Origin of the sequence: Bacillus sp. MUM 13, from assembly GCF_001866725.1 — a bacterium.
Taxonomy (GTDB): domain Bacteria; phylum Bacillota; class Bacilli; order Bacillales; family DSM-1321; genus Peribacillus.
The window spans coordinates 1-23244 of record NZ_MLYQ01000095.1; the positions used below are offsets into that span (position 1 = coordinate 1).

At 35.7% G+C, this 23244-nt stretch carries 20 protein-coding genes; 8 read left to right on the plus strand and 12 right to left on the minus strand.

Going from position 1 to position 23244, the window contains the following annotated elements; all coding sequences use genetic code 11:
* Positions 1-342: 342 nt before the first annotated feature.
* Both BIV59_RS18665 and BIV59_RS18670 read right to left on the minus strand, forming a co-directional pair.
* A complete protein-coding gene (locus BIV59_RS18665; protein ID WP_071352968.1) occupies positions 343-1230 on the minus strand; it encodes a tyrosine-type recombinase/integrase in 888 nt (295 codons plus the stop codon).
* Between the two features lie 24 nt (positions 1231-1254).
* On the minus strand, positions 1255-2157 hold the full coding sequence (locus tag BIV59_RS18670; protein WP_071352969.1) for a helix-turn-helix domain-containing protein: 903 nt from the start codon (positions 2155-2157) through the stop codon (positions 1255-1257).
* A 411-nt stretch (positions 2158-2568) separates the two neighbouring features.
* Here BIV59_RS18670 and BIV59_RS18675 point away from each other — a divergent pair, with 411 nt between their 5' ends.
* Complete coding sequence (locus BIV59_RS18675) at positions 2569-3198, plus strand: hypothetical protein (protein ID WP_139194415.1); 630 nt, start codon at positions 2569-2571, stop codon at positions 3196-3198.
* A gap of 101 nt (positions 3199-3299) precedes the next feature.
* Here the strand turns inward: BIV59_RS18675 and BIV59_RS18680 are convergent, their stop codons facing one another.
* Together BIV59_RS18680 and BIV59_RS18685 are read right to left on the minus strand one after the other, a co-directional pair.
* Entirely contained in the window at positions 3300-4163 is an 864-nt protein-coding gene (locus BIV59_RS18680; protein WP_071352971.1) for an HNH endonuclease, read from the minus strand.
* Between the two features lie 5 nt (positions 4164-4168).
* A complete protein-coding gene (locus BIV59_RS18685; protein WP_071352972.1) occupies positions 4169-5674 on the minus strand; it encodes an AAA family ATPase in 1506 nt (501 codons plus the stop codon).
* Positions 5675-6037: 363 nt separating this feature from the next.
* On the opposite strand from BIV59_RS18685, the gene BIV59_RS18690 reads away from it, so the two are divergent.
* The 4 genes from BIV59_RS18690 (at position 6038) to BIV59_RS23820 (ending at position 11079) form a co-directional block, all read left to right on the plus strand.
* The gene (locus tag BIV59_RS18690) at positions 6038-8101 is read left to right on the plus strand and encodes a hypothetical protein (RefSeq protein WP_071352973.1); all 2064 of its coding nucleotides are present in this window, start codon (positions 6038-6040) and stop codon (positions 8099-8101) included.
* 969 nt (positions 8102-9070) lie between these two features.
* Positions 9071-9352, plus strand: a complete 282-nt coding sequence (locus BIV59_RS18695) for a hypothetical protein (RefSeq protein ID WP_071352974.1) — start codon at positions 9071-9073, stop codon at positions 9350-9352.
* A 375-nt stretch (positions 9353-9727) separates the two neighbouring features.
* Positions 9728-10039, plus strand: coding sequence for a hypothetical protein (locus tag BIV59_RS18700; RefSeq protein WP_071352975.1), 312 nt, complete (start codon positions 9728-9730; stop codon positions 10037-10039).
* A gap of 878 nt (positions 10040-10917) precedes the next feature.
* Entirely contained in the window at positions 10918-11079 is a 162-nt protein-coding gene (locus BIV59_RS23820) for a hypothetical protein (protein WP_170846195.1), read from the plus strand.
* 275 nt (positions 11080-11354) lie between these two features.
* On the opposite strand, the gene BIV59_RS18710 is transcribed toward BIV59_RS23820, so the two are convergent.
* Both BIV59_RS18710 and BIV59_RS24545 read right to left on the minus strand, forming a co-directional pair.
* Complete coding sequence (locus BIV59_RS18710; RefSeq protein WP_071352977.1) at positions 11355-11567, minus strand: hypothetical protein; 213 nt, start codon at positions 11565-11567, stop codon at positions 11355-11357.
* Between the two features lie 128 nt (positions 11568-11695).
* Positions 11696-11896, minus strand: a complete 201-nt coding sequence (locus BIV59_RS24545) for an ankyrin repeat domain-containing protein (protein WP_083392258.1) — start codon at positions 11894-11896, stop codon at positions 11696-11698.
* 788 nt (positions 11897-12684) lie between these two features.
* On the opposite strand from BIV59_RS24545, the gene BIV59_RS18715 reads away from it, so the two are divergent.
* Together BIV59_RS18715 and BIV59_RS18720 are read left to right on the plus strand one after the other, a co-directional pair.
* On the plus strand, positions 12685-13119 hold the full coding sequence (locus BIV59_RS18715; protein WP_071352978.1) for a hypothetical protein: 435 nt from the start codon (positions 12685-12687) through the stop codon (positions 13117-13119).
* Positions 13120-13438: 319 nt separating this feature from the next.
* Complete coding sequence (locus BIV59_RS18720; RefSeq protein WP_071352979.1) at positions 13439-14737, plus strand: transglutaminase domain-containing protein; 1299 nt, start codon at positions 13439-13441, stop codon at positions 14735-14737.
* Between the two features lie 289 nt (positions 14738-15026).
* Here BIV59_RS18720 and BIV59_RS18725 read toward each other — a convergent pair whose 3' ends face one another.
* The 4 genes from BIV59_RS18725 to BIV59_RS18740 form a co-directional block, all read right to left on the minus strand.
* Entirely contained in the window at positions 15027-15431 is a 405-nt protein-coding gene (locus tag BIV59_RS18725; RefSeq protein ID WP_071352980.1) for a hypothetical protein, read from the minus strand.
* A 3-nt stretch (positions 15432-15434) separates the two neighbouring features.
* Positions 15435-17336: a DUF6792 domain-containing protein gene (locus BIV59_RS18730; RefSeq protein ID WP_083392257.1), complete on the minus strand. Its 1902-nt coding sequence runs from the start codon at positions 17334-17336 to the stop codon at positions 15435-15437.
* Positions 17329-18027, minus strand: a complete 699-nt coding sequence (locus tag BIV59_RS18735) for a hypothetical protein (RefSeq protein ID WP_071352981.1) — start codon at positions 18025-18027, stop codon at positions 17329-17331. Before BIV59_RS18735 ends, BIV59_RS18730 begins: the two co-directional genes overlap by 8 nt.
* A 447-nt stretch (positions 18028-18474) precedes the next feature.
* Positions 18475-19143, minus strand: coding sequence for a hypothetical protein (locus tag BIV59_RS18740; protein WP_071352982.1), 669 nt, complete (start codon positions 19141-19143; stop codon positions 18475-18477).
* Positions 19144-19410: 267 nt separating this feature from the next.
* Here BIV59_RS18740 and BIV59_RS18745 point away from each other — a divergent pair, with 267 nt between their 5' ends.
* The gene (locus BIV59_RS18745; RefSeq protein ID WP_071352983.1) at positions 19411-20139 is read left to right on the plus strand and encodes a CPBP family intramembrane glutamic endopeptidase; all 729 of its coding nucleotides are present in this window, start codon (positions 19411-19413) and stop codon (positions 20137-20139) included.
* Positions 20140-20273: 134 nt separating this feature from the next.
* On the opposite strand, the gene BIV59_RS18750 is transcribed toward BIV59_RS18745, so the two are convergent.
* Positions 20274-20579, minus strand: a complete 306-nt coding sequence (locus tag BIV59_RS18750) for a hypothetical protein (RefSeq protein ID WP_071352984.1) — start codon at positions 20577-20579, stop codon at positions 20274-20276.
* Positions 20580-20811: 232 nt separating this feature from the next.
* Positions 20812-23190: an immune inhibitor A domain-containing protein gene (locus BIV59_RS18755; RefSeq protein WP_071352985.1), complete on the minus strand. Its 2379-nt coding sequence runs from the start codon at positions 23188-23190 to the stop codon at positions 20812-20814.
* Positions 23191-23244 lie beyond the last annotated feature (54 nt).

Genomic DNA, 23244 nt, shown 5'->3' on the forward strand with positions numbered 1-23244 from the left:
AAATATAAGTATAAACGGTCAGTTCGGTGACCATAATGATATTAAATCACGATATCGTGATTATAAAACCCAAAAAAACAGCCATGATATCATGACTGTAAAAAAGTCATTTTTCTGTTGATAGAAAAATGAAAGAGTTACTTGTTTTATCGGTTGCTTCTAAAATCTTCATAAGAAGATTAAATGTTAGTGCATCAGCAATAGGGTAGATAATATTATTGCTTGTTATAATATTTGTTTCCAGAGAAACTTGATCATATCGAAGCAATAAAATTTCATCTACATTCATCTTTATAGTTGATTGTAACCTAACAATAAGAAGAAATTTCGCTACGCTAATATTCATAGCTTATTGATTGAATCTCTTAAATCATCAACTACAAGATGTTGGTAAGTTGCCGTTGATCGAAGATCCGAATGCCCCATAATAGAAGCAATTTCTTTTTGATGAACTTTTTTTAATGTTAATTGTGTAGCTGTAGTATGACGAATCATATGTGGATGAACATGGCGCTCAATCCCCGCTAATTGACGAAAATGGGTTAACTTTAATCTAATAAGTCCCGCCGAAATAGGCTTATTCTTCTCCCTTGAAGACTCAAATAAAAATTCGGAAAAACTGTTTCGATGGTCAAATAAATGTCTTTCTAATATTGGTAAAATCTCGTTGTTAAGGGGCAAGTATAGCTCTTTGTTGTATTTTACCTTTGGAAAATAGATTTGTTTATTTTGTAAATCAACATTCTTTTTTAATGTAGTACGTAATGCAGTTATTCTACTACCAGTTGAGTACATTAGCTTAAAAAAAGCTTCAAAGTATGGTGATTCTTGCTCTAGCGCCCTAAAAAGTTGATCCAATTCTTCTTTAGTAAGAGCGGACGGCAACATTTTATTGTTTTTAGGATGCTTAATACCAGCAGCAGCATTGCGCTCAAAGTTCATTTCATAAATTAGAAATTTATAAAATGACTTTAATGTGGATAGATGTCTAGCAACTGAATTTGGCTTGAATTCCATCCTTTTTAGGAATGTAAGATAATCTTGTATATCTTCTTTTGTCACTTCACTAGTCAGAATATTACCGCCGTATTCCGTGAAGATGAACTTGCAAAACTTCTCTAAGTCTTTACCATAGCCAGTTATGGTTTCAAGAGAATAGTTTTGCCTTGAAAGGTGTTTTAAGAACTTTTTCGCATTTAAATGTAAATCAAAGTTAGTAATTTGCAACATTTTTCTTATCCTTCCTCCTATCCTCTACATTGCTGAATGATTATCCCCCTGATCAAAGGTCATTTCTTTGATATACCAAGATAATCTTGGTTCATTTATGTCAACATTTTGAATGTTAACCCCGTTTTCTTGGAGATATTTATACATATTAACAATTGATACTGTTGGATGAAACCATAGCCACCTTGTTATCTTTTGCTCTTCTTTTAAAAAGGGAAGCTGCATGGAAGTGATAAACTGAACACTGCTAACTCCTAACCAGCTTTCAAATAATTTAGCATTATGCCTTTCGTTATAAAGGAGATTTAGTGAAAGAGCATGTTCATCCACTTCGACAAAGAAGAAAATTTTATGTTCATCTTGAATTACATAGCCTTGAAAATTTGCATTTTCTATATTTGTCTTGTCAATTCCGGTATTCCATGCACGTTTAACCAAAAGAACCTGTTTCTTCACTTCTTTCCATTCATATGGAGTTAACCTTGTGAAATAATCTTCGTGTAGCTCCTTCAAGAAATCCATCGCTTTTTGTCTGCAGAATTCTTCGTCATCTATTGATGACAATGCAGTAACTATGGATTGGATATAATCAGGAAAATCATAAATGGATTTAGCAGTTTCAATTTCCTGAAAAGGTTCCTTTTGTTGCAAATCCCGCAATTGTGTTAATGTGTCTGGTTCAAGTTTATAAAATTCTTCAAACTTTTCCAATTTCTCCTTTATGGGCATCTTAGTACCATTCTCAATCATTCTTGAATAACCATCAGAAATACCCACAAAACTTGCTACTTCTTTATGTTTTAGGTTGTTCTTAGTTCGAAGTTCCTTAATTTTATTCCCTAAGAGTAAGTTGCGTTGTATTGGTTTCGTTGGTTTTTTATTTTTGAAACTAAAAGAACGAATTGGACTATTGATTGAATGCTCCAAAAAGTGTCACCTCCTTTCCTAACTCCCATTAATATCCAGTTGCCGTTGTTTTTATACATAATTGTTAGATGCAGTAATAATGCAAATGAGGATTTTTAATTTCTTTTCACATGTGGATTATAGTCTTTAGAGTTAAAATACTGAGGCTTCATAATTTTAACGTAGCAATGCAACTCGTCGAACTGATAAGGGTAAAACGTACTAGATATATATCTTTATTTATGTAAAATAATGTTAGAATAGTAAAGGGTGCACCCAGATAATTTGGTTAAGGAGAGAAGGTTAAAGTTGTTGTTTGGGGATTTGATATTAAAAATGTATAATTTGATACCATTTACTTTAATAATTACCATATTCTTTATTTATAATGTTTTCACTAAGATAACGTCGAGTGAAATAGAACAAAAACTTATGGAAAAAGAATGGAGATTGTTTAGGTCCGTATACTTTCGGTTTCAGCTCGTTTTAATTTCTACAGTTGTATTAGCATTTTATTCATACTTCATTTATAGTGAATTACCTTATGTAAGGATTTCAACCTTTTTTCTAAAGAATAAACTAAGCTATTTAATGATGCTTTTCTTAATTGTAAGTTTGTTATACTATACTTTCTTAGGGGTTATAAAAGGAAAAAGGATTAATCGGGAAAGTAAAATTCAAATTATTATTGCAGCTTTATATTTAATTCTTGTTCCTGTGTATATGGTAGGTACCTTGGGAATTCAGATAGTACATATATTGTTAATCTCCCATAATCAAAAGGCAAGTATTCAAATAATGGCAGGTTCTATTCTTTATTTATTGATGACACTTTTACTTTTAGTAATGTATAAACCCTTAATTTCATATTTCAAACGAGATGCTAAAGTGAATTTCACTATCGAATTTGACTCGAATAAAAGGTGGTATCTATTACATCCCATAAATAAAAGTGAGTTTTTACTAGGAAATTCACCTGTGGTGGAAGAATGTAGTGAGATGATGGTGGTGCAACGTGAAGAATTGTATGCTACTTCAATATTAAAAGAGAGAATTGAATGATAAAATTTAATTTCAAATTGAATAATTAGCTTGTTTTTTAAAAAAAGGACTAGATTTTTCTAGTCCTATCTCTATATCTACAATTAATTTCTAGATAAATACTAACCTAGCAACTCACTAATTGAATGTTTTAAGGCCTCTTCACAGAACCAATTACTGTCATATAATGCGGAATACAATGCTGTTTCCCAAGAATTCAATTTTGAGAATCGATAACTTTCTTTCTCTTTCAATAATTCATCTCTGACTACGGAAGAACCTCCTTGATCAAAGGATTCTTTGAGTCGAAATATCTTACCGGACAATTCATTTCCAGCATAACTGCTAAATTGTTGTCCAAGGTGAAATTTTTTAAAATGATACTTGACTCTCTTAGATGTAATCTCATCCCATTCGTTATGTGGTTGTACCTTGAAAACAACAGTAAGAGGAAGTTCTTCTAATACTTCCGAATATAACCATAACTTATCTTCAATATTATCAAAGTAAGGATGTAAAAATTCTTCTTCGGCTGAAGAAGGCCTAGAAGTTTGTTTTCGTTTGTTACATGGGAAACATGCAGGTATTAAATTAATTGGAATAATAGAAAGTGCAGGGAATAAGTCTTTAGGTAAGTAATGGTCTAAACTATCAACTGGTCGGTATCCGCACAATGGGCATAATCTGTACTTAGGTAAATCCATTATGTCATTATAATAAAGTCTGCCGGGTTGTCCCTTTTTTGAAAATTTGTCATTATAAAGTTTTATCATTTCAGATTTGCTAATGTTTTGTGGGATACATTTGTCTGATTCAATTGTAGAGACAGTGTGCGCTTTTATTTTATTCTCGAGTATTTCACTCCATTCTACAATTTCCTCCTTACTAGATAAAAATCTAATATGTAAATCCGGGTCTCTATAGTTACTGATACAGTCTAATAAAACATCTTCTGTAGAAAAAGGGGGTCTTGGTAGTGTCCGCATACATGCTACTCCTTATAGTACAAAATAGATCTTAGTGTAGTTCGAGCTTCAATGCCGAGCTGACCATTAAATAATTTTATAATTTCATCATATCCTTTTCCTTCTTCTACCAGATCCTCTAGTATTCTGTAGAATCCAGAGTACGTTACCTCTAAACCAAATACTTCTCGGGTTAAAGTGCCTACATTCTCTCCAAAGGTTTCAACTTTTGGCCGAACAACCTCTGAGTGCGTATTATTCCTATTCATTATTGAGACACAACTCCGTGGAAGCTCCTGAAGAATAACAGGAGAATGCGTTGCAATTATGGCAACTCCATTTTGAGATATCAAAATATCTGACAATGCCCTAATAAATGCCGAAAGTAAGGGGGGATGTAAATGAGATTCTGGTTCATCTAAGATAACTAAAGATTTCTCATCTACTTTTTCGATTAGTTTAGTTAGGGTTAAAAGGATGATTTTATGTCCCGAGCTAAGTTTATTAAATATTTGTTTTAGCTCATCCACAGGTTTTAGATCGAAATTTGTGAGTCCCAAGCTTTTAAATAGATGGTCTGTTTCTAGCTTGGAAATTGATTCCTTCCAATTATCAAGTTTTTTATTGTTTGTAATGTCATTAATACTCTGTATAAATTCACTTATTAAAGTTTCAGGTGTTTTGGAAATGTATTTTTCATGAATTTCATCTTTATTTTCGTTATCGATTATCTCACTATCTTTTAATCCTATATATGAGTATAAAACTCCTTTTTCTTCATCAACTATGCTTCGAAAATGAGGTGTATTGTCAAATGCGCTAAACGAAACGAAGATTGTATTTGCGAATAAGGTTGTGGAGTCTTGTGTGTCTAAATTAAAAAAATTATTACTCTGTTTTCCGAAGGTTGAACTGCTTACTAAAGATTGAATCATTTCATTAATAATGGTTGTTTTTCCAACACCATTACTTCCAATAAGTGCATGAATGTTAGTTGGTGGCATTGAATCTGGTTCCACTTCAAATTCAAAAACAACCGAGTCATTTTGATTATAAAAGTGTCGATAACTAAATTGGTATGGGGTCAGTGGTACTCCGCCTTTAGCTATTCTATGGAATTGGTCCTTTACAGTGAATACTTTAATGCCTCGTAGTAACGATTTTTGTGTTACATCTAAGGCTCTCACTTTTTCGAAAAGATTTAAATTCTTTGCAATATCCTTTAATGCATCTAGAATGTCATTTCTTACTTTAGACCCTAGTTTGTTTAGATTTTCATAATAATCTCTGTCTTGCCCTAAGCTAAAATATAGAGATTCATTGAGATTTTCAAATGTGTCTGAAATTCTTGTGATATTATCTCCAGTAAACATGCCTATCTTTATGAGTCCTATGTGATGGTTATTCAGAGATTCATCAACAAAATACATGTTATAAAGGGTATAATAACCAAAGTCATTCCACCCATCTTTAATTAAATACACTCCATATTGCGACATTGGTTCTTTATAACCAATATTATAAAAATCCATCTTTTTTCAACTCCAAAGAATCCAAGTAGATATAGGGACTCGTCTATTTAGACTCATGTATTTTAGATTTAACTAACTACAATGTAACAATCATAATAATAACATATTTTTCCTTAACTAAATAAAACTGATTTGCCTGATTATCATGTACAAATTAAAATAAATAATTACTAACATAAGAACTAAAAAAGTACTAAATCAGTAAGTGCGATTAACGCTAAAACAATCAAAGTTGAGTTCAGCAAAGCAATTGATGCATCAAAAGCTAAATTCGAAGTTAAAAAAGGTTCAGTAGTTGTTAACGTTGGTAAAACTACTCCATCTGCTGATAACAAGTCAGTAGAACTTGAATTAGCGAGCAAATTGTTTGAAGGTGACTATACAGTTAATGTAACTGGTCTTACTGATTCACCTCTAACTGGTTCTGTAACTGTTGCCAATGAAAAGGTTGCAAAAATTGAACTTCTTGGTGAAGTAGCTCCTGTAAGTGCTGGTAATAAACAAGTTGCCACAGTAGCTTACCGTGTTCTTAACCAATACGGTGAAGATGTAACTAGCTCTCCGCTTGCTACTTCTATTAGCTGGACTGGATCTAATGGTGTTGTAGCAACAGACAATGACAAAGGCGTTGTAAATTTGGCTAACACTGTTGATTTCAAATCTGGTGATAAAGTAGCGTTAACAGGTATTAATGCTAGCACTAATACAGTAGTTTCTTCAGTAGTTACTGTTAGTGATGCATCTGCAATTGACACAACTGATTTTGCAGGTCTTTATAACAAAGATGGCAAAGAAATCTCTGGATCTTTAGAGGCTACTGATTTTGCATTACTTTTGACTTCAAAAGACCAATATGGAAGAGTTGCTGATGCTGCTCAAGTAAACAACGATGTATTGTTCACTTCTTCTAACCCATCAATTCTAGCAATTGATAAAGCGTACGATGGCCAAGGCGCAAACAAAGACAAAGTTGGTTTGAAATTCACTGAAGGAACTAACTATTCTAAGGGTGGAAAAGTAATTGTAACAGCCATTTCTAAAACAACTGGTAAAGTATCACAGTTCGAAGTGAATGTTAAAGCTTCACCAGCACTTGAGACATTTACGCTTGGTACACCTGCACAAGTAGTAGCTGCTGGTGAAACAGTTACTCTTCCGTTTACAGCAGTTGACCAATATGGAAACGCGGTTACTAAATACGATGAAATCAATGGTAATGTTTCACTACCATCAGGAACTCAATTGTCAAAAGCTGCTGATGGATCTGCAGTATTAAAATATACTGCTCCTAACTCTAAAGGCATTCAAATTCTTGTAGCTACAGTTAATGGTACTGGTAAAGTATCTCAATTGACTATTGATGTTAAAGAAAAAGCATATCCAGCAACTATTGAATCATTAAATGATGTAACAACAACTCTTGCTTCTACTGGATCAGTAGACCTTGAATTGGATAACTTTGTTGTTAAGGATCAATATGGACGTACTTTTGACCTTACTGACAAATTGTCTGATACACCTGAATTGGGTAAATACCAAATCGTTGCTACTGATGAAGCTAATAATAACGCTGTAGATGTTGATAGTGAAGCACTAACTGCCAATAATGGAGTTATCACACTTTCAGGAGCTAATAAAGGTAGCGAAGACGTTACTTTCAAACTACAACAGTCAGTTGCAAACACTTCTGGAGTTTATTCTTTCCAAGATGTTGCTACTAGCCCAATTAAGAAAACTTTCAATGTGGTTGACAAGTCAGTTTACTCTTCTTACGAAATTGGTGACGTTGCGGCGTTATATGCAGACGGGTCTGCAACAGACTACACTCGTACTTTGAAAGTTTACGGTGTTCGTGCTGACGGAACCAAAGTTCTACTTCCTAAGTCTTATTACACAGTAATTACAAATACTAATAATGTTGCATATAATGCTGCTGATGGAACTTTAAATGCAGTTCTAGATGCTACTGACGATGCAACGACAATTGGTGACGATCAACAACTTACTACTAAAGTTACTGTAATTGTTGATGGACTAGACGCTCCTGCTACTCTTACTAAAGATGTTGTGGTTTCTAGCGTTGCTCCAGCTGCTGACAAGATTGAGTTTACTGATGCTGTAACAAATGGAACTGCATCAATTGCTGAATCTGATTTATCTGGTGCCGCTGTTGACGCTGACTCCTTAAATGCAGTATTGAAGGTAACAGATCAATATGGTGTAGAAGTAAGTGCTCCAGCTCCAAAAATTACAGTTACTAATGTTAAAGATGCTGGTGTAACACATACTTTTGCTGTTGCATCTAATGGTACTACTGCTACCGATATTACTGGTGCTGACGCAGGCGATACATTCACTGTAACGTATCTATTAGATGGAAAGACAACTGCTGTCAAGTTTACAGTAGTTGCTCCTGTAACTCCTTAATAAAACTAAACGAAACGTTACTTTATAAGCTAGATTACTAGCGAAAAAAGTCGAGAAAACACCCCATGCATTGACTTCACGGTTTCATCCGTGGGGTGTTTTTTTTGAACTATTGTTACCATATTGTGGGTGAATTTCCCACACTTACTAAATAGTTAGTAGTAAATGCCTAATCCTCCTGCATCCAATGAGGTTCTAATACAACTGAAGGGGTGAAGTCAGGTGAAGTCGTACTCATGAAATTGAGGCGGGGTTCCGTAAAAGGTGGCTATGGTTAGGAGACGAATCCATGCTTAGGCAGGGTGAGGTAGTGAGCATTACGAATTGCTAGGGGTTTAGTGTTCATCCTTGAATCTGAAATGATTTAACGGAGATCAGTCAATTGACTATTAAGCTGATCTTTCTCATTCCTGAATAGTGGAGACCTACGGTCATCAAAAAGAGGGATGGTAACAATGGAACGTTTGAAGTCTTGTCAGAAGAGGTGGGTTAGCACCTAAGAGGCTGGCAGGATGGCGGCGGGTTCATAGTAGTGTGGATTGCTAGCCGATTGGACTTGTATGGTAACATACGAGAAGGGAAAAACTAGCAGGAGCGAAGGAACCCAGTCAGTAGTAGATCTTAACGGCTTATTTCCCCAAGAGATTGTCGTAAAATTAATATAATCATCGAATATTCATATTGATTTAATGTAACCTCACCTTTATTAGTGGGGTTTTTTCTTAAACAAGTTTGTTCATATCTGGTCATGTTACTAAATTAAAATTAATATTAGTCGATATAGTCTATGGTGAAATAAGCAACATAATATACTGCTGACGGATCGCCGTGTGCGATGAAAGTTGCCCGCACGGTGAAGGCTCGTTATAAAACTGAGATAAAGAGAAGGTATAAGACGAGAATAGTGATACAACACCACCAAATACACCAGCGGGTTTAACATTAATTGATAAACCGGGCTTAAACACAATGAGATTTTCATGGGATGACCAAACGAGTGATGCAGATTTAGATCATTTTGAAGTTTACTTTAATAAAGGTACAGAAGCATCACCGACATCTGATAGCGTCATTAAAACATATCCAAGAACATATACAGGTAATAATCTTATACATGGCGAAGGTACGGTTTTAGATAGTCTAGGTGTTCAAGATGGTGATACTGTATATATTACTGTGTATGCCGTTGATGCAAGTGGTAATAAATCTAATGCTGCCAAAACACATACATTGTATTTAGTGAATAACTAATGTTAGCAGAATGCCTCACCTTTCAAAGGTGAGGTTTTTTCTTATACATTAAAAGCAGGTTGTTTAATAAAGCACTAAACTAATTTGAATTTCTGTCGATATACTTTATTGGGGAAATAAGAAAAAAGAGATTTGCTGACGGATCGCCGTGTGCGATGAAAGTCGCTTGCACGGTGAAGGCTCGTTATAAAACCGAGATATAAAGAGGGATAAGACGAGAATAGCGAACCAGAATCAACTGAAGAAAATAATACTTACGATTGGGTACTAAATGATGTTAACTTTAGTACAGTAGGACAAACAATAACACTAACTGAAGCAGTAGCACCGCAATCGGCTATCTACAGAACCTATGGAAATACGGCTACAAGATATATGAGCTCAGAGGTTTATAAAGAAACAAACATTGGTGGATCAGATTACATTGTTTATGTAGAATTTAAAAATGGAGAAACAGCTTATGACAGAATCGGTTACTTCTCTGGCCCTCAAGATGGTGTATCTGTAACCGTTTCAAGTAGTAATACTCTTAAATTTAACATTCTAACCAATACAGATAGTAGTGATTATGGACAGGACAATCTGGTAGTAGTCGTCCAAAAAGTGAGCGATCCAAGTGTTAAGTATTCTATTGATCTTAATATTGAGACAGAGAGAGATAATAAAGTTATTAAAAACTTAGACTGATTTCTAGGGCATCCTTTGGGTGCTCTTTTTCATGCTGATGAATTTAAAGGAAAAACACGGTTAATTGTATTTTGGTAATGGTGCAGTAGATGGAACAAATCTACTAAAGTTGTTAAAGTAGTAGGTACTGATAAAGATGGTAACAAACTAACAAAAGAAATAATACTCTTCTTTCAATAATGAAGGATAAAGTAGACGAGAAGGAAAGTGAACACAGCAAGTGTTGTATTTGCGAAAAGATAGAATCTAAGAAGGCTAAAAATTTCTGCTTATCATACCAAAAATTCAAAGGAAAAATCTATTGTTACGAACATCAGAAAGTAATATTAGATATATGTTCTTAGAAATATAAAAAGGATGGTGTCAACCATCCAACTACAATCACTATTAAATTCTCTTGAACAGGCACCTAACCGGTTATCATAATTAAAGTTTTATACGCTCCGTAGATGAACAAAAATATTGTAATAGTAGATGCGATATTTCTAGGGATTTTGATTTTTAAAAGTATGAATCCGATTACCATTGAAAGTACAAAGGGAACTAAAAGAACTAATAAAAGGTTAATAAATAAATCATCCATAAATGGATTTAAAGGGCTAAAATCTATCTGCATTCCATATCACCTCATAAATTATATCGGCGCAAATAAAATTTGATTGATAACCAGTAGACTGTAAAGCTTTTTTCTGCAAAGAGAAAACAAGAAATTATATGTTTAAGTATAGGGATGGGTGTCTGTCATTCCCCGAAGATTTCGAAGATTGGTAGCTTAGAAGGAATGCTCTGTAGAGTCAAAAACTCTATAGGGCTTTTCTTTTTCTTTCTTATCTTTAATAATATAAGTAAACGATAAAGCAATTGTGGAGGAAACATTGATGCATATAGACCGTGATACCCTCAAGGAAATAATAAAAAAGACCGGGGAAAAGGCAAGGGAAGAAGCAAGGTTACATGGCACCTATATTGTTTATATGGATGAGAAAGGCAATACCGTTAGAGAGTACGCAGACGGCCGTATAGAGATAGAGAAAAAGTAAATAAGAAGCCTTTCTGTTCAATTTGAAAAAAATAAACGGGGGCAATCATATGAGAGAGTCGCCTTTAATTAATAATGTTCAAGCGGCAATGCAGCAAGAAATTATTTACAAGGTCAAAAAATTCAGACTGGGATGATCAAGAGATCGCTTCTGTCCTTGAAGTTGACATCCGGCTTGTTGAAAACCTACGGAAGAAATGTGAATGTATGTAGAGTAGGGGGATATGAGGAAGAAGGAACGGGTGAATGACTTCCGCTCCTTATTAGACACCTTCCTCAATCAAAACGAGGGGATACTAGCAATTGCAGCCCAATGTCTTCTCCATAATCCCAAAGCTTAATTGCAGCATAAGTCCCTTGAGGTAGAAGAAATAAACGCTCTTCTAGAGGCTTTATAGCTGCTTTTTCGCCTTGACAGCCGTGAATGAAAGTGGCTGGATGCATTCGAACGATTCGCCCTGTATCATTGAAAAAAACAAACTTCGTCAAACTTTTTCCTCCCTCTAAGTCGTTTGGACATGCTTTAAGTTACTCCATTATATTTACTTGATAACGGCCGTTCCAACTTCTACTTGCCCATTTATAGCAATCAGCATCCACTTCAGTACCATTCTCAATCAAAAGCTTGCGATGTCATAGAAGCCAAAATAACAGGCAATGTGAAGGGCAGATCTGTTCGTGTCATCCTTCTGATGAACATCTGCTTCATGATGTAGCAGTATTTCACTTAAAGGAAGGTTGTTTCCAAAAACAGCCCAGAGGCTCTGACCTTTAATTTCTTCATTAATGTTGTATGTTTTTAAGTATGTTCTTCTAATCCTGTATCATTTTCGTTTCGTAATAAATCAAAATAATCGATTCTATTCACCAACCTTTACGCACGCGCTATGCCTGCCAGTGCGGAAAGCACCCCCTTTATGTAACGGTATCAGTGCTTATTGATTGAGAAGAATTATGCCATCAAGATCCGGCCCTAGGTTATAGCGTTTGTTGAGTAAAAGCGCGATACGAGGGCAGGAAATACCAGCTTATCATCGCGAACTGAATTACCAAAGAAACATTAGCATTTCTAATAGTGAATACCTGTTGGTCAGCCGAGGAGCTAATACATTGCACAGAGGTGAGTGGTGCGGTTCGAAACTAAAACTGCATTCTCATCTATTCAACAAAGCTTAGCAACGAGTATTCTTCGAAAAGGAGTAGACTTAACAACGGTAGATAAGCTAACAGGACATCCTACAGTAAACATGGCAGCTAATTTATATTTAAGAAAGCATTTTTATCATCTTCAACTTACGAAATTTAAATAAGTAAAAATAACTATCACCATTGATGATTCATGTCGTATTTTGGTTAAAATTACCTAGATATTAGCAAAATATGTATATTATTATTTTTATAACTGTTATAATTAAGTTATTGGTAGTATTCTATCGTTAAAAAAGACCGATAAAGGATATTATTTCATAAAAAATGTGCTGATTAATTGATGGAATACCTCTAAAGGAAGTAATAGTTTTTGATACTATTCTAATTTGGTATTTCCACGTTTAAACACAAGTTGTAAACATAATTTTACAGATTTCATTACTAAGGAGACTTTAATATGCTTGAAGATATGCTTACTTTATATCAAACGATTAAGGATCAAATGAAGGAAAGGAAAGAAAAAATAAAATTGGAATGGCGATATGATCAAATTATTAAGAATTCTCTAAAGCCGTATGTAAATAGAATTGAGAATTATCGTGAAAATGGAGAATTTGAAGAATATATGGATATAGACACACTTTTAGAATTGTTGGAAGAAGGTTTAAACACCCAATTAAGAATGATTAAAAATATAGAAAAATCAGAAATATTCAATGAGTTAGATCTAAGCATTAGGAAAGAATTGAAGTTTCAGGAAGACTTAGTATTGGAAAAATTACATAATATTGATGATGATGATGACATGGATGTTTTCGATGTTAAAACAGATATTGAGCAAATATTAAAATTATATAATGAAAAAGACAAGAGCACGACGTTCAGTAAATAAAATTGAATGTCGATTGAAAAGAGTTATAAAAATACATAAAAGTTCCGATATCCAAATGCTGCTCTTGTGTTTGTCCAAGTTACTATTTCATAGCATCATTATAAGAATGATGCTTCATAGTGTAGGCAAATCCCCTTTTTCAAAGAGTTGTTAGTGAAAAAAGGGGTTTTATCTTTTTGTCATTAGCATATTTAGTTGTATTCCCCGAAATGGACACTATATATTGTGATTAGCTGCAATAAACACAGGAAAAAAGATATAATTTTTTAAATATAAAACAAGACATACTTGCAAAATCTTTACGAGGAGGACATAGAGTTTGATCGATTTAAAAAGGTTTCTTGTGTTATTATTTTGTTCCATCGGAATTTTATTTCTTCTCCCTAAAGCAATCAATGCGAAGCCGATTACGAAAGTTACTACGGTGGTGCCGAACTATGCTTTTCTTCCGGACAATTTTTTCGGGAGTGACGGAAAGGAACACTTTTGTTTCGATATCATCCCTGGGATACGCATGGACAGCAGAATCTCAATTAATTGGAAAGCGAATAAAAAGTCGTTGACTCTTTCAAAAGGAAAAAATGTGTTTTTACTGACGGCAGGCCAAAGGACGGCAAAGCTGAACGGGAGACCTGTAAAGCTTGAAGAAACGGTTGAGCTGTCAAACGGTGTCATGACAGCCCCTTTAGGAATCATATCTAAAAAGCTTAATATGCCGAATATTATAAACCGGATAGGACTCGATGAGTATAACAATTTAAAAAAGCAGGCTGCCGAGGAAGCTGCCATAATTGCCAAGTATGTTACAAAAGATGGACTGACTATCTCGCAGCCGTTAAAAGATGGTAAAATAGTCTATTTATGGGGAAAGGTCAACAGCCTTAAGCCAGTATTAATCAAGATTAAAAAGCAAGGAGGACTTCCGCGCTATAAAATAGTAAAAGTAAAAAATAAAACAATCGATGAGTCCATCTATTTACCTGACGGACCAGGCAAGTATTCTGTCTCCCTATATGACAGAAACTCACTAAAACCGCTGAAGAAAGAAACGGTCAATCTATTCACTGTGAATCTCCCTCTTTCCAAAGAAGTAAAAGAACAAAATTATCTTCTGGCTTCAGATGATATAGAGAGCAATAGCCGTGAAATTATTAAACTGGCAAGTAGTATTACTAAAGGAAAGAAAAATGATTTAGAAAAAACTCAAGCTATCCATGACTGGGTTAGCACTCACATTGCCTACGATACAAAGGAATATTTCACCGGAGACATCCACAGTTATACAGCTGTTGAGGTTCTTCATAGAAAGAGAGCTGTTTGTGATGGTTACAGCAAACTTACAGCTGCGCTTAACCGAGCAGCAGGCATAAAAACGAAGGTCATTTGGGGACTTGTATCAAACTGGGAGCCAGTTGGTTCTGGGATGGGGATTTCATATAACCACGCATGGGTTGAAACCTATATTAATGGCCACTGGTATTCTCAGGATACGACTTGGGATGCCGGGGGAGTTACAGAGGATAAAAAATTTATTTTTCAACTGAGTCAAGCCTACTTTTCACCTAATCAAGAAGTATTTATGACCGATCATCTTGCAGGGTGGGTTGTTGATATATAATTATTCATTTTATTAAGCGAGAAAAGGAGATCCAATTAGGATTTCCTTTTTTATGAAGTCTTTATCTTTTTTTCGTATTTTTCCGCCATTACTTCATAAGAAAGTTGCTTTTCTTACTATACGACGAATGTGCTGGTGTTGCAGAGGGAGAAGTAGGTTTTTGCTCAAAAAGATCAATCCCTTTATAATTAGATTTAAGTTTTGCGTTATTCGAAAACCTTTGAGTGGGCTATTACTAATTTCATAGTAAGCAGATGCAGACCAAAAGCAAAAGGTGCTGCGGGTTTGTTTATTTAAATGGAGGGGTTCTCCCTGGAATAGGTGGGGGAGAAGAGAGTGGTAGAGTAAGAGTGCCAAATTCCTCTTCTAAATATTGAAAGGTCATACTTTGACTTTTCATGGAATCCACTTGTTGGTCATAGGAGGAAATTAGTTTCGCCATTTGATCATCAATGTTTTCTAATAAAGCAAGATGTTGAGCCATTTGTTCTTTTGATTTTTCTAAAATAGCATGAATAATTTCCCCCGTCGCTTTGTCTTCCACAGAAATATTTTCAATTTTCTTTTCGAGAGTGTGATCAATTTTCGCCATTTCGTCTGTGAGTGCTTGAAAGATTTTTACTTTGCATGTTAGGTCTTCTTTAGGTAAGATGCGCTCATAGATCATGGCAGTTTTACTTTCAGAAAATTCCATTTGTCATTTACCTCCTGGATAATAGTCGAACAGCATACTTACATTATGATCTTTCGCAAACAACTTTTGGATGCCTAAACGCGCCGTTTCCAAAAAATGAGTACTTTCTGTTACTGCTTTTGTGAGTGCTTCAATAATATGTGAAATATCTAAACCTGTTAACGGCTGAATGCTATCATGGACTTGAGCGCTTTCGACCCAAATGCTTTTGCCTATAGAAAAAACGTGCTTATTTAATAAATCAATATGAGCAGTCGGATGATCTTCAATATCATTAATCGCTGTCATCACTTTTTGCTTTTGGCTTGAAAAGTCTTCCGTTACTTCTTGATAGAAGGCAGTACTGTACTGAGTAATAAGTGCTTTTTTTTCTGTCAAAACTGCCTGTCCTTCTTGGTACATGCGGACGGCTGCTGACACATTTACTTTAATTTCTTGATTCTTTCCGGTCATTAAGATCATATCTTGACCAATGTAAGCTTTGTTTTTTACTTTTCCAATAGCATTTAACATTTGGTTAATACTGTGACCTTCTACAATAGTGTTCATAGCAGGGCCGAGTGCTTTTTTTAAATGATCAAAGCTTTTCATTAATTTCTTGGCTGCATTAAACAATCGAATTCCGGATCCAATATCTCCGCCTAAAATAGAGATTTGGTGTCCTGAAGCAGCAAATTCTCTGCTATTTTGCATTGAACCAATAGATTTTTCCATATCGTCCAAAATAACTTGAATATTATTCATTTCCTCTATTGCTACCTTTTTTTGCTTAGCAGAAATATAATCTCCTTTATAAAGCTCATCAAAAATCATGGTAGAGTTACTAGTGACTTTTTTAACCTTTTCCAGAAGTGGCGGGAATTTGTTGTCCATGTCCTCGATCATATCGTTTATCTCTTTGCTATCTGTATAGTAGGTTTTTGCAATACCCCATAACCCGTCGCTTTTTTGAAATTTGCTCGCAAGCTCCATGTTGACGCCAGTAAGTTCTTGAATAATCTCATTATTACTAGCCTTCTTTTCAGACATCTCAGCATATTGAATCGCAATTTTTTGGAGGTCTGCGACGTCTTTATCAGGAATTTTATCAATGAGTGATTTAATTCCTGGGTGGTTAGAGTCTGTGTCAATGATATTCAATTGACCTAATGTTACAAATCCCCTAGTATTGGCAGTTCCCGCGTTTAATGGATCATCTGCCGAGATATCTTGATACATATTTGTGGCATCTTCTTTATAAAAAGATAAAGTAAACTCTTTTAATTGCTGGGGAGGTAATTTTAAAATAGCTTTAAAATTACCTAAAGGTATGTGGAATTTTGTATTTACAGCAATTCGAAATTTTGGATCATAATTATATAATTCATAGTAGTTAGTCTGAGCTCCGTTTATACTATAAGTTTTATCAAAAACATGATCCTTTAGGAGAGCTAAGCTGTTATTATTATGAGCAAGTGAGTGACTTATGCCAGTTACACTAGGATTTCCAGTTGATTCACTCCCTTTCTTAAAAGTTTTTATAGCTTCTTTAACAAAAATTGATGTGTTTTGTGCTTGGCTATGGTCCGTTCCAGCTATCATGGCTCTTATATTATATCCCCAGTCATCACCGTTAGCAGTTCCCTGTGAAATTACATATATTTGATCTATTTTTTTTTCTTTAGAGTAAAAGTGGATAGCTGTTCCGTCATAAGAAGACGGTATATCCCTATTTATTTTTTTTACATCTTTAGATCTAATAACATTAATATTTGCAGGTAATGGCTTACCTGTCTCTTCGATATAAATTTTTTTGACCTCTTCGGCAAAAGACTTAGTAGTGATATCTTTATATTCAAGCTCAGTTAACCTTAAACGTAATTCTTTCGTAAATAATACTTCATTTGAGTTCATAGTTTTAATCACTTTCTTTCTCTTTTATAAAAGTTATCGAACTCATGATTTTGACAGCCGTTGATTTAGTTTGTTCACTTGTTTCTTTTTTACAGTCCTGTTCATTATTGAGGCATTGTTTGAAATAATGAAGCGTTATCCCACCATAACCCTCTAAAGGATAGATGTATCCTCCATAACCATAATTTCTTGAGCCTTTATATTTTAATTCAAAAGGTGCAGCATAGATTTGATTCTTATCAGTAGTGATCTTTTTAAATTTTGTTACTATATCCAATTCATTTTTTAGGGATTCCAATGAATATTTGACAATATCTCGACTATTAGAAAGTTCTCCATTATAACTAATTTGCATGGCGGCTTCGGATCCGTCTTTATATTTAATACTAACTGTATAAAATTCGCTTTTATTTCCTTTATTTGAATAACTAAAATCATTTACTATTCCCTCATTTGGAATTAACATCTTATAATTACCCGTTTTTGATTTAAAGATAAAATATCCGTCTTCCTTGGACTTTGAGGAATCGATAAAACCTTTAGTAAAATCATCTTGAAAAGCTCTTGCCTTCGGTAACTCTTCATCCTTCTTCTCAATCGGCTTTTTCTGCACCGGTTCATTCGCACCGTTGTTCATTTGACATCCTCCTAACAGCAAGCCGCTTACTAAAAAAAATAATAATAGTTTTTTTGGTTTAAACATAGGTTGCCTCCAATGTTAATAAGTTCTCTAGTTATGTATCTGACACGTTTCAGGTTTTATTAAAATAATTCGAATATTTATTGTAAAATAAATTTCCGTATTTTTACATAAGTCATTTTTCTTAAAAGGCAACACTTATTAAGTCTATATGCCTACTGAATACCCTTTTTTTACAAGTGTATAAACTTAAAATATATTATTTTACTTTAATGTTATTTCCAAGGTCTTTCGTGCAAGTGTTTTTAGGCTACAAAAACAAGTTATTATAAATCTTAAAAATGCGACAAGCGTTCTCTCATCTGCGCATTTATTAAATTATTAAATCTTAACGCAATCATTTGGCAAAGGTGGTTCATTACTCATAGATTTATACTGTGAATTTGTTAATCTAAATCGTATTTCATTCGTATATAGTATTGTTTGTCACTGATTGGGTTTGCTGCTCTCTTACTTGTGATCAAATCTTATGGAAGAAAAAATTCTAGATGCTTGGTTTTTCACCTCTTTATCAAAAACACACTTCGCAGCACTATCACACTTTACAGAGTAGATCATTTCAATACCGCCTTTTCCTGTAGACGGGTGGATGTAGGCACCGTACCCATATGCGTCTTGATCGATTGTAAAAGTTGACCAATAAATAACTGAATCGTTGGTTTTTTTCTGATGGAATGGTTCCTTCATATCCGCCTGGCTTTTTAGAAATTTTAAAGAATACTGAAGCCCTTTAGCCGTATTAGAAGTGTTGGCATTATAACTAACACTTAGAGAAGCATTTGGCAGGCCTTTGTTTTTAATACCTGCCAAAAAAGACTCTGTCTTACTTTCCTCGTTAGAATAACTTTGTTTAGATATGGATCCATCCTCAGGAAACAACATGGTATAGTGGCCGGTTTTGGATGTAAATGCGTAATATCCGTTTTCAACTTCATCTGTGGATGCTATAAATCCTCTTGTAAATGCGTTCTGAAAAGCTCTTGTCTTCGGTAATTCTTCTTCCTTCTTCTCGCTATGTTTTTTCACCACCGGCTCATTTTCATTTCTATTCATTTGACATCCTGCTAAGAGCAGGATAATAACTAAAAAGAATAATAATCGTATTTTTGGTTTAACCATAGGCTGCCTCCAATGTTAACAGGTTTTCGCTATGTATCTGACATACTTCATGGTCGCAAGTTTATACTTTTCAAGTCTATATGCTAATGTAATATCCTTTTTTTGCAGTTTTATAAACTCACAGTTCATAACTTCAATTGCCACAAGTCAAAATACTCTCTACAAGTTTTTGTAAAATAGTGTATGATATTAATATAAGAAAATATAACCATATTTAGAAAGTAAAGGAACTGCCCACAGAACATTTGGAAGAGGAGAGAAGGTACTATGGTTTTTATAACAGCCATTTTGCTTGGTATAATCATTGGCTACCCCATCTGGGACTATTTTTATATGAAAAATGGAGACTTTACGGATAAGCGCCGCATGTATGTGAAAACGATTGTTCCGCAGTGGACTATTGTTGGCACTCTTTTTATCTTTTGGCTTGTCACACATCGCTCGTGGGGGGCTTTATTCAACGTAAATGACCCGATTCTGTACAACACACAGACGGATTGGATTTGGGGACTTGGAGGAGGTGCTGTGCTGGTCATAGGGTTGTATATCCTTTTGTTTCATTTTTCTAAGAAAATTAGGGGGACAATTTCTGGCTTCATTGATAAACAGCTGCAGGGCATTTTATTTTTGCTTCCAACTACTCTGCAGGAAAGATTTTTATTTGTTTTGGTTGCAGTAACGGCAGGGGTTTGTGAAGAGGTTATTTTTCGCGGTGTTATGCTGTATGAATTCGAACACCTTCCGTTTGAGTTATCTCCGGTAGCAATGGTCGTGATTGGCGGTATTTTGTTTGGAATTGTTCATTTGTATCAGGGTTTGAAGGGAGTAATCGGGACAGCGTATATTGGAGGGATTTTCTTCTATATCTATCTGATTACAGGAAACCTGTGGATCTGCATTATCATTCATTTCCTTTTTGATGTGAAATTTGTGTTTACACCCAATAAGGGTAAAGAGAATGCTGGTGCCGATTTAAAGAACCAAGAAATTTGTTGATATCGGCTGAATATAATAGGAAATAGAGGGAACTAGTATGAATGTTTGGCTAAAATCTGCGACATCGGAATTTGATGTAGTTGGAGCCTTCAATGATTATTTTATTATTGATAAGTAACAAATGAAGGGATCATTCACTTCAATTCACCATATGCATCCACATTGTATTCATTTTTAAAATCTATCATGACGAACATTTTATCATTTTTATTGTCTTTATAGTATCCGTTTACATAAACAATGTTTGGAGCTACTTCCTCATGAAACTCGGTTTCTGTAGGAATGAACTCTCTTTTTTCTTCCATCAATAAGTATTCGGAAGCTACATGCCTTGCTGTTTTCTCAACTTCTTGCTTGTTCATTCCATCTACCTTATCTTGGCAGCCAACCAGCAAAATAAATACCGATATCAGGGAATAGAGTATGCTAAATCGCTGCATTAATATCGCCTCTTTTATAAGTATTTTACATAATTTGATTATATAGTCATAAGGGTAAGGGGTTCAATCATTAGGGTTTAAAGGGTAATCCCTGAAAACTATGGTGTCACAAAATCTGAAGTATTAGCAGGGGAAACTGCAAAATAAACGATAAGGGACAGTCTAATTTATAAGAATGCAAACTAAAACCCCCTAACGCAACTTTCCGCACAAGGGGGTTTCGATCTCTCTATTATTTAGTAATAGTAATCGCACCAACAGATTTATCAGTTGCTTGCTCATCGACGATTACTTTTAGGCCGTAGTGGCCGATGTTGCGTCCTGCGTCAGGCATGTAAGTGTTGTTGTAGTCTTTGTTATCATTGAATAATGCGATTCCTCTTTGGCTTGGAAGCTTCAGGGTTTGTTCAGGATAGTTAATGTTTAGTCCTGAAGTCGGCAGGAAGTTGAATGCTGCATCTGCTAGGTGATAGCGGGTTGATGCTTCCTGTCCGGTGCTCCAAACCAGATTGGTGTCATCGTGGGCATCTACGACTCCAAGGAAGCCGTCGCCAGGATGTGTGCCCGTCCAGTTATCGGTAAAGCTGTTATCCACATACCATACGACTAATCCGCCGTCATAGCTCATGAGGGAATTGCCGCGGGCGATGTCAGCAAGACCTTGGTCTACGCCCTGGTGATTTCTCCACTCAAGAAGGTAGTAGTGGTTTGTCAGCTTGTTGCCGTCCATTTTTGTGAAGCCGTTAAGCGTGAATGGAGAAGTTCCATTTTCGCCGCCGTCATTGATCAGTTCTTGGCCATCTGCTGTTACTTTAATGTTATCGGCAAAGAAACCGGTATATGAGCTGCCCCAGTCTGTTGCGCTGCGGAGACGGAGCTGAATTTTTTTGCCGGCATATGCAGAAAGATCGAAGCTTTCCGCTTGCCATCCGTTAGAATTGCCAGTGAACCCAGGCATAGAGTTTATGATTGTTGGGTACCCCTCAGCAACAACATCGCTTCTTGTGTGATTATTACCGACTGAATTCCACGTTTTTCCATCATCCTCAGAAACCTGTACAAAGGCAAAATCCCATTGCTCTTCAATGTCATACCAAGCATCAAATGTCAGAGTAGCTGATTTTTTGCCTGTTAAATCAACATTTGTGACCATGCTGTTATCCATTTCATCACCTTGGCCGCCCCAATATTCATAGGTTCCGGCTGCAGGAGTATTGATTGGTGTTTTCTTTTGCGGCAGATTCACTTGGACAGCCTGCTGGTTTTGGCCATTTGGTGAATTTGCCTGATCAAGCAAGAAGGATGTTCCTTTTTTTGTAACGTCTGCTAAATCGACAACAGTTGGATTTGTCCAGTTTCCTCCCATGGTAGATTGGAAGTAAGACTTCGCCCATGGAGAGAATCCTGTAGGCTCTGCTCCTGGAATCTTTCCAGCCCATGAACCTGAAGCCATGATAGACCAGTAGCCAATTGCTTCTCCAGTTCCAGTGTATTGGGTATCATACTCATCAGGCAGCCCGAGGTCATGTCCAAATTCGTGAGCAAAAACGCCAGTTGCTCCGTCTTCCGGCATCATCGTGTAATCATAGAAACCAGGTAATCCTTTTCCTAAGCCATCAGGATCAACTAAAGCTGCTGAACGGTGAGACCAGATTGCGTCATCACCAAGTGAGCCGCCGCCTGCTTCCTGCCCCATTCCGGAATGGATGATTTGAAGGTGATCAACTAAGCCATCTGGCTCTTTTAAATTTCCGTCCCCGTCCAAATCGTGTGGATCTTCTAAATCATAGTCTTGTAAGGGGATGCCTGCAGCTTTTGCTGCGGCGTACGTATCTCTTACTAATGCCTTCGAGCCGCCAGGAGTTACGTTATCGTGGCCGCCTTTTCCGTTATCTGCTCCGTAAAAAGCTGCTGTGCCTGGGACCTTCAGCCAGCCATAGGCTTGTCCTTCGATCGTGAAGGTTCCGCCGGATTGCTGCTCATAATACTGCTTTTGTGAAACCAAATTTTCCCCATTTGGGCCCTTGACTCCATTAGCGCCAAAAATCATATCTTCATAATGCTTCGTATCGTAGTCTTGGTAATAGTTATCTGTCTCACCAGGCTTAATGTTGTTATGCTTAAAATCAGAATACTCCACCATTAAAGTAAGAACTTTCACAGACTGTTTTGCTCCTGTGTATGGAGTTTCTTTGACAGGATCAGGATGGTTTTTACCCTTCAGGTTATTCTTACCTTTGTGGCCTTTATTGTAGTTTTTGAATTTATTGCGTTTTTTAGCTTCAGCAGCTTTTGCTTTTGGTGCAAGAGGATCAGCAGTCTGAACTTTATCTGCCTTGCCCTTGAATGCAATGTAGTTTTGCAGGGCTTTCTGTTTATTTGCTTCTGAGGCATTTTTGGAGATGACTCCGCGTTTGATAAGAGAGTCTATCAATTTATCATCGTTAACGATGGAAAGATCCAGCGAACTTTGTGATTGAGAGACTTGAGATTGTGCAGAGTCCTTAAGCTGATTGGCATTGACTGGTCCCGGGGAATGTACCGGGAAGCCGGAGAAGAAAGTACCGGCAAAAATGGCGGCTGTGATACTAGACTTGAAAACTCTTTTCAATGGAAAACCCCCTACTAATTATTTGTCACAATATTATAATATTTCATAACATTT